9 protein-coding genes are annotated in these 13494 nt (G+C 39.7%); 2 read left to right on the forward strand and 7 right to left on the reverse strand.

Features of this window, described 5'->3' with window-relative positions:
• Positions 1-141: 141 nt before the first annotated feature.
• Positions 142-1155, forward strand: coding sequence for a lipoyl synthase (lipA, locus tag G8E00_RS10870; protein ID WP_166010668.1), 1014 nt, complete (start codon positions 142-144; stop codon positions 1153-1155).
• 228 nt (positions 1156-1383) lie between these two features.
• Here the strand turns inward: lipA and G8E00_RS10875 are convergent, their stop codons facing one another.
• Entirely contained in the window at positions 1384-1992 is a 609-nt protein-coding gene (locus G8E00_RS10875) for a YiiX family permuted papain-like enzyme (RefSeq protein WP_227591362.1), read from the reverse strand.
• A gap of 57 nt (positions 1993-2049) precedes the next feature.
• Here G8E00_RS10875 and G8E00_RS10880 point away from each other — a divergent pair, with 57 nt between their 5' ends.
• Positions 2050-2769, forward strand: a complete 720-nt coding sequence (locus tag G8E00_RS10880) for a glutathione S-transferase family protein (protein ID WP_166224530.1) — start codon at positions 2050-2052, stop codon at positions 2767-2769.
• 169 nt (positions 2770-2938) lie between these two features.
• Here G8E00_RS10880 and G8E00_RS10885 read toward each other — a convergent pair whose 3' ends face one another.
• From G8E00_RS10885 to G8E00_RS10910, 6 genes are all read right to left on the reverse strand, one after another.
• On the reverse strand, positions 2939-4183 hold the full coding sequence (locus G8E00_RS10885) for an NADH:flavin oxidoreductase/NADH oxidase family protein (RefSeq protein ID WP_166010670.1): 1245 nt from the start codon (positions 4181-4183) through the stop codon (positions 2939-2941).
• A 132-nt stretch (positions 4184-4315) separates the two neighbouring features.
• Entirely contained in the window at positions 4316-5917 is a 1602-nt protein-coding gene (locus G8E00_RS10890) for an ABC transporter ATP-binding protein (RefSeq protein WP_166226521.1), read from the reverse strand.
• Positions 5892-6905: an ABC transporter permease gene (locus G8E00_RS10895; protein ID WP_166010672.1), complete on the reverse strand. Its 1014-nt coding sequence runs from the start codon at positions 6903-6905 to the stop codon at positions 5892-5894. Before G8E00_RS10895 ends, G8E00_RS10890 begins: the two co-directional genes overlap by 26 nt.
• Complete coding sequence (locus G8E00_RS10900) at positions 6905-7981, reverse strand: microcin C ABC transporter permease YejB (RefSeq protein WP_166010674.1); 1077 nt, start codon at positions 7979-7981, stop codon at positions 6905-6907. Before G8E00_RS10900 ends, G8E00_RS10895 begins: the two co-directional genes overlap by 1 nt.
• A gap of 141 nt (positions 7982-8122) precedes the next feature.
• Positions 8123-9967, reverse strand: coding sequence for an extracellular solute-binding protein (locus tag G8E00_RS10905; RefSeq protein ID WP_166224533.1), 1845 nt, complete (start codon positions 9965-9967; stop codon positions 8123-8125).
• Between the two features lie 35 nt (positions 9968-10002).
• A complete protein-coding gene (locus G8E00_RS10910; RefSeq protein ID WP_166224536.1) occupies positions 10003-13296 on the reverse strand; it encodes a lytic transglycosylase in 3294 nt (1097 codons plus the stop codon).
• Between the last annotated feature and the right edge of the window lie 198 nt (positions 13297-13494).

Raw genomic sequence — 13494 nt, forward strand, 5'->3', positions numbered from 1 at the left:
GTATTTCGATATGATATATTGAATGATAATGACATTTTTTAAATGAATAATGGATTTACCCTATTTCAGCTCATTTTTGCTATAATCAAAAGACTATTTACATAGTATCTCCCCCGTCAAAAAACAGTGGATAAGTTGAATATGTCTGAGAACCGTAAACCTGTACAGGGTGAAAAACTTCGTGGTGCTGAAAAGGTCGCACGTATACCTGTAAAAGTTATACCTACGGTTGAAACGCCAAGAAAGCCGGATTGGATCCGTGTGAAAATGGCTGCACCAGATGAAGTTCAACGCATCAAAACCACCTTGCGTGCACAAAAACTCCATACCGTTTGTGAAGAAGCTGCTTGTCCGAACTTACCAGAATGCTTTGGTGGTGGTACTGCAACCTTCATGATCATGGGTGATATTTGTACTCGTCGTTGCCCGTTCTGTGATGTTGCACATGGTCGTCCAAATGCACTCGATCCTGATGAACCACGTCATATGGCAGAAACCATTGCCAATCTTGGTTTAAAGTATGCTGTGATTACTTCTGTAGACCGTGATGACTTGTTAGACGGTGGTGCACAGCATTTTGTCGATTGTATTAAAGAAGCACGTGCATTAAGTCCAAAAACTTTACTCGAAATTTTAGTTCCAGATTTTCGTGGTCGTATGGATATTGCACTTCGTATTATGACGGAGTGCCCACCAGACGTGTTTAACCACAACATTGAAACTGTTCCACGCCTTTATAAAGCAATGCGTCCAGGTTCTGACTACCAACATTCTTTAAATCTTTTAAAAATGTTTAAAGAATACTGCCCTGACATTCCAACCAAATGTGGTTTGATGGTCGGTATTGGTGAAACTGAAGAAGAAGTCATTGCTCTTCTTGATGACTTGCATGCACACGGTGTTGACTACGTGACCATTGGTCAATACTTACAACCATCTAAAGAACATGCGCCAATCGATCGCTTCGTCACTCCTGAAGAATTTGAACGTTACACAGCACACGGTCAAAAACTCGGTTTCCGTAACATTTGGGCGGCTCCAATGGTTCGCTCAAGTTACTTTGCAGATCGTCAATATTATGGCGAACCTGTTCCAGCTGTACGTCGTAAAGTAGATCCAGCAAAGAAAATTGCAGTACAAACGATTGAAGCTTAATTCTTCATTCACTTGATTGAATCATTGATTTTAGAATTTTGTGCTTAAACCTTTGCTAAAAATAAAAGTACAAGTAAGAGTAAGAGTAAGAGTAAAAAACCGAGTCAAAGGACTCGGTTTTCTTTTGCACACTGTTTTACATGTGTATACATACAAGTTGATAGCTATTAAAAACAATGGTCAATCACCTATCGTTGATCAGCAATATGATTAATTCACTAAAGCTCACTACTGACGTATGACGTCTACCAATATTTTTGATTCATAAATGGATTTAGGTGCAATCACCGTTTCATTCCAAGGAATATTCTTTCCATAGCGTTGTTGCATTAACTTTTTTACCTCAGGTGCAGTTAAATCAAATTGTTTTAATTTTTCGAGTGGTGCGAGATTGACACCGAGTGCATCATGATAGGCTTTCCACACCAACTCAGAACAATAAATTGCTGTGTTGTCCCAGCCAAAATAAATGTCATAAGGGCGACCCAAATACTGTTCCGCATTTTTCACCAATGCATTTTGCTGTTTGAGTGTTAAATTTGATTTTAATCTTTTTACCACGTAATGCTGCTTTACACCCCGTTGAATCCATTGCTGTAAAGGCGTGTATTTGACTGGCTGAATGGCTTCTAACACCCATGTTTGACCTTGACGATTTACAATCATGCCCATATGACTATAAGGTGAATGTGTGGCCTTTTGGATGCCTAAACTTTGTTGTGACTTAGACACATGGAAAATAATATCGCCTGTTTGTAAAGCAGATTTTGCCCATAATATTGGGCTATACAAAATTGAAATCACCATTAAAAATAATAATTTAAAATTTCTTTTCAAGTTAATTCATCCTGTTTATTCTTATACTCAATATTCTTCAAAATGAAGATCATGATCATGCAGATTAAGCTTTATCATTCACCAAATTCTCGTTCACAGCGGATCATTTGGCTATTTGAAGAGTTAAATTTAGACTATGAACTTATCACTATCAATAAAAGTCGTTCAACAAATAGAAGTCCTTCAAACAAAGAACGTGTAAATATCCCTAATGCTGTTTTACCACTAAAGTTTCCAACAATCTTGATCAATACATCTGATCAGAACATTGCAATTACAGAATCGAGTGCAATTGCTGAGTTTTTTGCTGAACATTCAGCAAAACTGCGAGTAACATCAGAAAAGATCAAGATTCGAAGTGATTATCTTTTTTGGAAAAATTATGCTGATGCCAGTTTTATGCCCAATCTCGCGTTAAAACAAATATTTGCACAGATTGTAGAGCGCACTCCATTACCCTTCAAATGGGGCAGCTTGTTGTTTAAATATGCGTTTAATAAAGGGTATCTAGATCAGGCGATTGATGATCAACTGTATCGAATTAACAACCATTTAAGCCATCAAACTTGGCTTGCAGGTGAGGTTTTCACGATTGCAGACCTATTGCTTTGGTTTCCCTTGCAGGCTTGTGTCATCGCGCATTCCAATATTGCACAATATCCTGTTGTAATGCGTTATATCGAACACATTCAGCAGCGCCCAGCATTCCAAAAGGCCTTAGCAAAAGGACAATGGGACGATTCAATATTTCAGCAGTATTGGCAAAATGCATGGTAAATTTAAAACACTAATCTTGCTCGATAAGAGAATAGCCATTGTTTTCGATTCATGCCTAATTTTTATTGTTTTAGCCTATAACTCAACACATGGCTGAAATATCAACAGACTCTAGTTATAAAAAGCCGATCTAAAAAGATCGGCTTTTTCACATTAAATTTTAGGCAGATTAAGCTGACTTTCGTGAGTTCACTCGGCCTTTTACCACAGCAGTAATATTGCCTTTTAAATATTTAAAGAACACTTTCAGAGGTGACAATTTAGGGTCTGGACGTCTTCCCTCGCCAATCGCTTTGAATTGTGCTGCATACCAAATGATTTCCATAATTGCCATTTTGTCGACAAAAGGAATCCCTGTTTTGATTGGTTTCACTGCATAACGAACATCTTGACCTGCAATTAAACGCTCAGGTAAATCAGTTTCAACGGCAAGTGGTCGAGCCAAGCCAATAAAATCACATGCTCCACTGTCTAAAGCATCATTCATACCTTTTGCAGTACGGAATCCACCAGTCACCATGAGTTTACATTGAACTTGAGATCTTATTTTTTCTGCAAAATCGAGGAAATATGCTTCACGTGCAATTGTGCTGGCTTTACGACTTGCAGACTTTGCTCCTGCCATTGCGGGCGCTTCATATGTCCCACCAGAAATCTCAATCAAATCAATCCCTGCCGCATCAATGGCTTTAAACACTTGAATCACTTCATCTTCTGTAATACCACCACGCTGAAAATCTGCGGAGTTGAGTTTCACTGAAACGATAAAATTGTCAGATGTGACTGCACGTACAGCTTGATAAATTTCCAACAGGAAACGCATACGATTTTCAATCGAACCACCCCATTGATCTTGGCGTTTATTGGTTAGCGGTGATAAAAACTCACTGATCAAATAACCATGTGCACCGTGCAGTTGTATCCCTTCAAAGCCTGCTTTTTCACAAATTGCTGCCGCTTGAGCGAAACGCTGAATAATATCTTGGATTTCATCTTCACGTAATTCACGTGGAGTTGCAAAAGTTGTGGCTAACATCGGGCCAAATGGTACTGCAGAAGGTGCAACTGTCTCTTTATTTAAACCTTTGGGACATTGACGACCTGGATGTGACAATTGAATGAGCTGCACCATGCCATATTTTTTACCGACATCAGCCCACTGTTTAAGTTTTGCTAAATCACGTTCTGTTTCAATCACGACAACACCAGGCTCATTTTTGGCGCGCCAATCCACCATGACATTACCTGTAATGGCACATCCTAAACCACCTTTAGCCCACGCTTCATATAAACCCAAATGCAAATGATTAGGCTCACCAGCAGCATTGGCAAGTGCCTCACTCATTGCACCTTTAATCATTCGATTTTTAAATGTGGTATTACGTATTTGTATCTGATCTGCAATTTGAGTCATGGCATCCTCTCATTCTTGTATTTATCTCAAGCATTCATTGACTTGAGGATTATCATTGCTAAGTTATCCCTAATCTTGAGTCTAAATTTGACAATAGCTAATGTCAATTTTAATCTACGGTCTTTCACACGATTAATACTGACTCGCTTCGATTAACTTTTTGGTATAACTATGTTGCGGTGAGTTAAATAAATCTTGTGTTTCTTGGAACTCAACCACTTTCGCATGACGAAGCACCAATACCTTTTGACACAGGGCTTTGACCACTTGTAGATCATGGCTAATAAACACATAACTGATTTGAAATTCATGTTGTAATTGACGTAAAAGTTTCACAATGGAACGCTGAGTCGTTCGATCCAAAGCCGAAGTTGGCTCATCCAATATGATCAATTTAGGTCGTAACACCAAGGCACGTGCCAAAGCAATTCGCTGTCTTTGCCCACCTGACAATTCATGTGGATATCGATGTTTAAAATTGATAGGTAAATCCACTTTAAGCAATGCCTGTTCAATTCGCTCATTCAAATCAGAGGCACTGATTTTTTGCAAAGCTAGACCTTCACCAATAATCTGCTCGACTGTCATTCGAGGATTCAAACTACTAAACGGATCTTGAAAGACCATTTGAAATTGTGTGCGCAGTGGGCGTAATTTACGCTCATTAAGTTGATTTAAATCTTTACCCATCAATACAATTTTGCCATCACTTTCTATCAATCGTGCGATTGCTAATGCCATGGATGTTTTACCAGAGCCACTTTCTCCAACAATGCCAATGGATTCACCTTGATGTACAGTCAAATCCAAAGGCTCAACAGCGACGAAATAGTCGTGAATACGATTTAACAACCCTTTTTTAATGGGAAATTTCACTGCAAGATGATGTAATTTTAAAACCTCTTTCAAATCATTATTGAGTGGATAGGCCTCACCAAAATCATGATTTAACAGATGCTGTGTATAAGCAGCTTTGGCTTGGGTAAAAATCGTTTTTACATCTCCTTGTTCTTCAACTTTACCCTGATTCATGACAATCACATCATCTGCATAGCGCTTGACCAAATTGAGGTCATGACTAATCAAAATCATTGCCATATTGCGGTTTTGAATGAGAAGTTGGAGTAAATTTAAGACTTGCGTCTGTATGGTGACATCAAGTGCTGTGGTTGGTTCATCAGCAATAATAATTTCAGGATCTAAAGCTAGCGCTGCTGCAATCATCACTCTTTGACGTTGCCCACCCGACAACTCATGTGGATAACGTCGTAATTTATCTTCAGGTTCGCTTATACCCACATCATGAAGTAGATCAATGATTTTCTTTCTAACTTTTTCTTTGGACTGACCTTGTAGCAGTAAAGGTTCACCTATAATTTTTTCGACCCGATGTAACGGATTTAATGCGGTCATCGGTTCTTGAAAAATCATGGCAATTTTTTGTCCACGAATTTGTCGAAGCTGGGTTTGATTGAGCTGAAGCACATCTTGCCCATGCAAATAAGCTTGTCCTTGAACTTTAAGATTGTCCGGCAATAAACCGAGCAATGCTAGACTGCTGATGGATTTTCCTGAACCACTCTCACCCACAATTGCTAAAGTTTTACCTGTAAAAAGTTTAAAATTTAAATCTTCAACAAGTACTTGAGGCGAAGTGCTCGACTCTACTGAAATCTGAAGATCTTCAACGCTGAGTAATGCTTGCAAATCAGTTGCGTCGTGGGTCGAATGCATCACGTGTCGCCTCCCCAATATAAATCAATAAAGACAGCACAATTGCCAAGGTGAAAAATCCTGACAATGCCAGCCACGGTGCATTTAAATTATTTTTTCCTTGTAATAGCAACTCCCCAAGTGAGGCTGCATCGGCAGGTAAACCATAGCCGAGAAAATCCAAAGCAGTCAGTGCGGTGATATTTGCTGTGAGCATAAATGGAAGTTGTGACAGGGTTGAACTCATGGCATTGGGTAAAATATGCCGAAACATGATGGTTGAATCTTTAACCCCAAGAGACCTTGCCGCGCGCACATAGTCCAAATTACGTGCACGTAAGAATTCGGCACGAACCAAACCAACCAATGCAGGCCAACCAAAAATCAGCATAATCACAAACAGCCAATACACACTTGGTGTAAACATGCTGACCAAAATCATGACCATGAATAAAGTGGGCAATCCGCCCCAAACTTCAAGAATACGTTGACCAATCAGGTCGACCCATCCACCGTAATAGCCTTGAATCGCACCCACGATAATACCGATCAGGGACGCAAATAACGTTAAAGCCAAACCAAATAATAGTGAGACTCTTAAACCGTAGAGAATGCGGGTGAGCACATCACGCCCCTGATCATCTGTTCCCAGCAAGTTTTGTGAAGTCGGTGGTGATGGTACAGGTTCAGCCAAGGCAAAATTTGGCGTCTGATAAGAATAGTGAATGAGCGGCCAAACTGACCATCCTTTGGCTTGAATCAATTGTTCAACTGCAGGATCTTTATAATCTGCTTCGGTTTCGAACACACCGCCAAATGTCGTTTCAGGATAAGACTTAAAGACTGGAAAATAATACTGTTGGTCATATTTCACCACGATCGGTTTATCATTGGCGATCAGCTCTGCCATACACGATAGAATGAAGATCACGGCAAATAAGATAAAACAGCAAAAGCCCAGTTTGTTTCGTTTAAAACGCTTTACACGCGCCTGCATGATGGGAGACATTATTTGGCTCCTCGTGCATCGAAGTTAATCCTTGGATCAATCACCTGATACAAGACATCACTGATTAACCGTAAAATTAAGCCCAATAGGGTAAAAATAAACAAGGTTCCGAAGATCACGGGATAATCACGCTGTTGAATCGCTTCAAAGCCCAACAACCCTAAACCATCTAAATTAAAAATAATCTCAATAAACAGGTTGCCGACAAAAAAGATACCCACCAACGCTTCAGGTAGTCCTGCAATCACAATGAGCATAGCATTGCGGAACACATGACCATACAACACACGGTTTTCTTCTAGTCCTTTGGCACGTGCAGACAACACGTATTGTTTATTCAGCTCTTCCATAAAGGAATATTTGGTTAAATACGTCAGACCAGCAAATCCACCTAAGACAATAGCAATCAATGGCAAAGTCATATGCCAAAAATAATCTAAAATTTTTCCACCTAAACTGAAGTTCTCAAAATTTTCAGAGACCAAACCTTGTAATGGAAACCATTGAAAATATGATCCGCCAGCAAAAAAAACAATCAGTAAAATCGCAAAAACAAACGATGGTACGGCGTAACCGACTGCCAATAGTAATGAGGTTGATTTATCAAAGAGCAAACCATGTTGTTTGGCTTTTTTAATACCCAATGGAATCGATACCAAATAGATCAGTAAAGTACTCCAAAGTCCCAAAGAAATGGTGACAGGCATTTTTTCCCAAAGTAATTGAGTGACAGGTTTATCTTTAAAAAAACTGGTACCAAAGTCTAAAGTCAAATAACCTTTGAGCATAATCCAAAAGCGTTCATAAGCGGGTTTATCAAAACCATATTGCGCTTCGATTTTGGCGACCATCTCATCACTTAAACCGCGAGCACCTTGATATTTCAAACCTGAGTTAGAACCCGCAACTTCCCCACCGCCTTGTGCCACGCCTACACCTTGGAAGCTTTCAGCCTGCTGAATGGCTTGTTCGACTGGACCACCCGGTGCAATCTGTACCACCACAAAGTTAATCAATAAAATAAAAAACAATGTGGGAATAATCAGCAGTAGCCTTTTTACAATATATGCACCCATTGAAAGACTTTCCTTGTTACAAGTGTGGTGTAGGTAGCAAACGAATCAAATTAAACATGTCAACCAACACATTTATTCAAACCTATGCAACTTTAACAATTTGAAAGGTTTAACTTAAATATAAATAGACCAATCATTGAGTTAATTCTGACGCAAATACTGCGCCACTTTTTTTGCTTGATTTTGATCAACCCACCAATAATCTAATCCAAGCGATAACTGTGGTTTCACTTGAGGTTGTTTATACATATTCCAGTAAGCATACCAATTTTCACTCTTACCATAGGTTAAAATCTGGTAATAACCCGACCGTAATAATCGATCTAAAATTTTAGTTCTTAAAATTAATTGTTCGCGACTAGGTGCACGAATCACTTGTTGGACCGCATCATCAATTACTGGATTTTTGATTCCGGCAAAATTATAATTACCGATTTCATCTGCAGCTTGACTACTCCACATTTGCGCCTGCTCATTGCTAGGCGTCAAAGATTGTGGCATTGCCATGGTGGTCATTTCAAAATCATAACGGCGCATCCGTTCAATATATTGCGGCGTATCGACTTGACGAATCGACACTTGAATGCCCAGCTTTCTCAAATTACGTACATACGCCATTAAGGTTCGTTGAAAACCTTCTTGATGATTGAGTAACTCAATCCGAACAACTCTACCTTTTTGATCTAGCAATTGACTATTTTTATAACGATATCCAGCTTTAAGTAAAATAGCGCGTGCTTGCAATAAGCCTTTACGATTGAATCCACTGGCGTCTGTTTCTGGAAACTTCCAATTGGCGAGCACACCTTGCTGTTGTAAGGGATGCAATTTTGGCAAATAGTTTTTCAGAATCGCCAATTCAGTAGCAGATGGTGCTCCTTTGGCTTCTAACTCGCTGTTTTGAAAATAACTTTGTAAACGTTGATATTGCCCATAAAATAAAGCTTTGTTTTGCCATTCAAAATCATAGGCATAATTCAGTGCTTGTCTAAAATAAATATCGCTAAATGGCGCTTTTCGAGTATTCAGGACAAAACTTTGCGTGGTCACTGGTACTTTAGTCTTGTGACGATATTTCACCACCATGCCTGATTTAACTGCATTAAAATCGTATTCAGTGACCCAATTACGTGACTTATATTCTTCATGAAAGGTGTATTGACCTGACTTAAAGCCTTCAAAGGCAATATCTAAACTGCGGTAATACACATATTTGATCCGATCAAAGTTATAGCGACCTCGGTTAATCGCTAAGTCTTTTGCCCAATAATTTGGATTACGTTTATAAGTGATGCTGCGACCTGCATCTATTCGATCAATCAGATAAGGCCCTGAACCTAAAATCGGTTTCATGGTCAATTTGGCAAAATCTTTATTTTTCCAATCTGCTTTTGAATAAATCGGCATTTGCGCCAAAATCAAAGGCATTTCGGTGTTGCTGTCAGACTTAAACGTAATTTTCACATCATATTTAGAGAGCGCATTGACCTGATCGATATCCGCCAAATACATCTGTAAACCTGGATTACTCTTGGTCAGATAAAGCTCAAAGGTATAACGTACATCTTCCGCTGTGACCGGAGTTCCATCACTAAATTTGGCTTTGGGATTCAAATGAAAAATGACATATTTGGTTTTGACTGGATCGAAAGTGACCTTTTCAGCCAATAGCGGATACATAACACTCGGTTCATCCAATGAACTTTCCATGAGTGTGTCAAATAGGTAATTCACGCCTTCAGTGGAACTACCTTTACCATTCATACTATTGAGATTGTCAAATGTGCCATTTTTTGCCGCACTGATCATTCCGCCCTTAGGTGCATGCGGATTGGCATAAGGCATAGACTGCGCTTGTGCGTATTTGGGCTGAGTATGAATCGCAATATAAGGTGAGGTTTGAACTTGCGCCCATGTCGTCTGGAAAGCAACGACACAAGCACTGAGAAAAACACATGTACGCGCACATGCAAAGTTAAGCGGCATCCTTTCGCTACTTCCTTATATTGCGTTTGGCAATTTTACAAATTTGGGACTTTAATCGTATCACCAATTCGTAAAGGTGCATTAGGTTTCATATCATTCATTTCAGCCAACTGATGCGTTTCTAATCCATAACGATTGGCTAAACGAATAAGTGAATCACCACTTTGAATACGATAATCTCGAATCGTTTTTGGAATCACAATGGTTTGACCACGTTGTAAGCCTGAACGAGCTGTTAAACCATTCAATTCAGCAAGATCTTTGGTGCTTACACCAATACGATTTGCAATAACATTAAGCGATTCACCAGATTTAACTGTATAGGACTCTGTATTTTTGGCATTTGGACGTGTAGTCGCTGATGACTGAGATTTACTTGGTAAGTCTCCGTCAATTTTCAATTTTTGTCCTACATATACATTGGCATTGCGTGATAAACCATTTAACTCAGCCAAATAACTCAATTGCAAATTGTACTTACGCGCAATACTTGCCAAGGTATCACCAGAACTTACAACATAAATGTCTTTCGATTCGTTTTTTGTTTTGGCTTTGCTGCTGGTTTTGGTTTCTGGCTCACCCACCAATTTCAGTTTTTGACCCACCATCAAACCTGATGAAACTCTTAAACCATTGAGCTCTGCTAACTGACTGCTGGTCAAATTATATTTGGTCGCAACAGAGGTCAGATTATCACCTGATTTAACGGTATAACTTTCTGGGACTGTAGAACTTGCAGGAATCTTCAGTGTTTCACCCACCAACAGATTTTTCGAACTTGAAATTTTATTTAACTCTGCAAGTTCAGCCAATGAAATCTTGGCTTGAGCCGCAACACTCGACAGCGTATCTCCACGTTGAACCTTATAGTTTTCAACTTTATAAGACGACTGCACCTTCACTTGATCAATCTGAGTCTTATTCTCTTTAACAGATGAAGAATCAGATTTTGCGGTTACTTCGTCAACTGGGACATTGATTTTTTGTCCAATATACAAGCTACTATCAGCTTTTAAATTCGGTGTAAGTTGAGCCAATTCTTGATTGGATAAACCATAACGCTCCGCAATTTGTTTTAAATATTCACCACGTTTAACCGTATAAGCTTGGGTTTTAGCTTTACTGGTTGAAGCTCTTTCTTGTTGCTTCTCTTTCGTTGTGAGATTTTTTGCTGTAGTTTCAACCAAGCTTAATTTTTGTCCCACATATACATTGCTGTTCGGACTCAAATTATTGCGTTCTGCCAACTGCTGAACAGATAAATTAAACTGATTTGCAATCGCAGTTAAGCTGTCATTGGGTTTAACAAAATAAACTGTTTGTTTGTTCGATGCTTTTGATTCAGCTTTTTGAGCAACTTGCGGCTTTGCATCATATAAGTACAAAGTGTTACCGACAAATAGCGATGCATTTGGATCAATCTGGTTCCATTTTGCAATATCACGCCAATTCACGCCATTTTTCATGGCAATAGTGGCTAATGTATCTCCAGCGGCAACGGTATAAGTACTACGCTCACCTTTAGGTGCAACCACACGAACTTCACTTTCAGTCTTTTCAAAAGTCTTGTCTTTGTTACGACGTGCTTCTTCAGAATTTGCAGCAGTATGGTCAGCAACTGATTTCGGATAGGCGAAACCTAACTTAACCTCTTCCCCCTGTTGCGCTGCAACAGATTGACTGGTTTGAATTGCGGTTAACTTAATTTTTCCATCTAAAGGATCAACAATTTCTGTACCTGTTGGCACCAAGGCTTTAATTTCGTCAACAACTTCTTTGGTTTCAGCTGGAGTCGATTGAGGTTCTAACACCTCACGCACTTGAACGTCTGTTAAACTCGCTTTGAGCTCTGAGTTTGCACCCAACAATTTCTCACGCTCTTCATTAGAAATTGGTGGCTCAATCATCACAGGTTTAACATTCTGTGCAGGTGTTACTGCAACAGGAATACGAGGCGCACTTGGCACATATGCAGACGTTGCAAAAGCAGCTAAAGCATTAGAACCCACAGGGGTTTTAGCCAATGTTGAGCCCGACAAGTTCGCATTTGATGAAGGCTTTGTTGTTGTGGTCTGCGGTGTGGTCTTTGTTGTCGTTGCTTTTGTATTGTTCGCAGTAATTGTAGTATTGGTATTTGCACTTGTAGACGGTGTTACTGGTTTACTCGTCGTCGTTGCTTGCGTTGTATTTGATTTAATGCTGGTATTGACGGTTAAAGCAGGTTGCGGGTTAACAGGCGTCGCATTTGAATTCTGTGCAAAAAAACCGCTCGATGGTTTTAATGCTTTTAATTTTGCTTCAGCAGATGCGCTTGTATCGACTGGAATAAGCAAACGCATAGTACTTTGAGCATCAATCACATCACCACGGTGACCAGGATTCAACTGATATAGCTCAGCACGGCTGAGATTAATAATTGAAGCAATTTCACTCAGACTTGCACCAGCGGGTACCGATACTTCTTTAAAGTGAGGGCGGTTTGCAATTGGAGGAATTGAAACCCCATATTTTTGTGGTGATTTAATAATTTGTGCCACAGCCAAGAAACGAGGCACATAGTTCATGGTTTCTTGCGGAAGACGTAAAGACCAATAATCTGTTGGTAATCCAGCCGCCGCATTACGGTTAATGGCTTGTTGAACACGACCTGGCCCTGCATTGTATGCAGCAAGCGCTAATTCCCAAGAACCAAACTGGTTATATAAGCTACCCAAAAACTCATAAGCAGCGCGTGTAGATTCAACCACATCACGGCGACCGTCGTACAAACTGGTTTGTCTTAAACCATAAATTCGCCCCGTACTTGGAATGAACTGCCACATCCCTGCTGCCGCGGCACTACTGGTTGCGGCTGGATCATATGAACTTTCAATTACAGGAAGTAAGGCAAGTTCTGTCGGTATACCGCGACGCTCCGCTTCTTTTACAGTGTGATATAGATAGCGCGAAGCACGTGCACTCAAACGATCGATATAGGGTTGACGGCTTGCAAACCAACTACGCTGTGCTTCAATACGTGGATCCCATCGATCTGTATCCATTTTAAAGCCCACGGTCATGCGTTTCCAAACATCACCATGTTTTAAAATCAAGAGACGATCTCCCTCTACAGCACGCATATCAGTCGCAGAGAGTAAATCTTCTAAGGAATCTAGACTATTTGCATCCAAAAGCCCCACTTGCTTTGAAGTTTGCACTTTTTGAGGCGATGATGGCGTTGAAGAACAACCAGCAGTTAAACCAATACCTGCCACTGCTGTCGAGATAACTGATAATTTAAATAAAAATGATGCAGATGGCTGCCACACTGCTGTGGTTGGTTTATACATAAAAATTCCGAACAACATATAATGAATTTATTTTATTAATGTCATTTTAGTGAAGCATTTGCATCACACAAGACATTAAATGCATAGGATGCAAATATAAATGTTACAAGAAATTAAAAAACTTCCAGATATCACACTGATTCACTTGATTTGCGTATACAATAAATTCTTAATTGATGATGTTCAACTCTTAATTTA

The organism is Acinetobacter shaoyimingii (genome assembly GCF_011578045.1).
GTDB classification, from domain to species: Bacteria; Pseudomonadota; Gammaproteobacteria; order Pseudomonadales; family Moraxellaceae; genus Acinetobacter; species Acinetobacter shaoyimingii.

Excerpts from the sequence above, each read along its gene's own strand:
- lipA (WP_166010668.1), top strand. The coding sequence starts at position 142 with ATGTCTGAGAACCGTAAACCTGTACAGGGTGAAAAACTTCGTGGTGCT.
- G8E00_RS10880 (WP_166224530.1), top strand. The coding sequence starts at position 2,050 with ATGCAGATTAAGCTTTATCATTCACCAAATTCTCGTTCACAGCGGATC.
- G8E00_RS10885 (WP_166010670.1), bottom strand. The coding sequence starts at position 4,183 with ATGACTCAAATTGCAGATCAGATACAAATACGTAATACCACATTTAAA.
- G8E00_RS10890 (WP_166226521.1), bottom strand. The coding sequence starts at position 5,917 with ATGCATTCGACCCACGACGCAACTGATTTGCAAGCATTACTCAGCGTT.
- G8E00_RS10895 (WP_166010672.1), bottom strand. The coding sequence starts at position 6,905 with ATGTCTCCCATCATGCAGGCGCGTGTAAAGCGTTTTAAACGAAACAAA.
- G8E00_RS10900 (WP_166010674.1), bottom strand. The coding sequence starts at position 7,981 with ATGGGTGCATATATTGTAAAAAGGCTACTGCTGATTATTCCCACATTG.
- G8E00_RS10905 (WP_166224533.1), bottom strand. The coding sequence starts at position 9,967 with ATGCCGCTTAACTTTGCATGTGCGCGTACATGTGTTTTTCTCAGTGCT.
- G8E00_RS10910 (WP_166224536.1), bottom strand. The coding sequence starts at position 13,296 with ATGTATAAACCAACCACAGCAGTGTGGCAGCCATCTGCATCATTTTTA.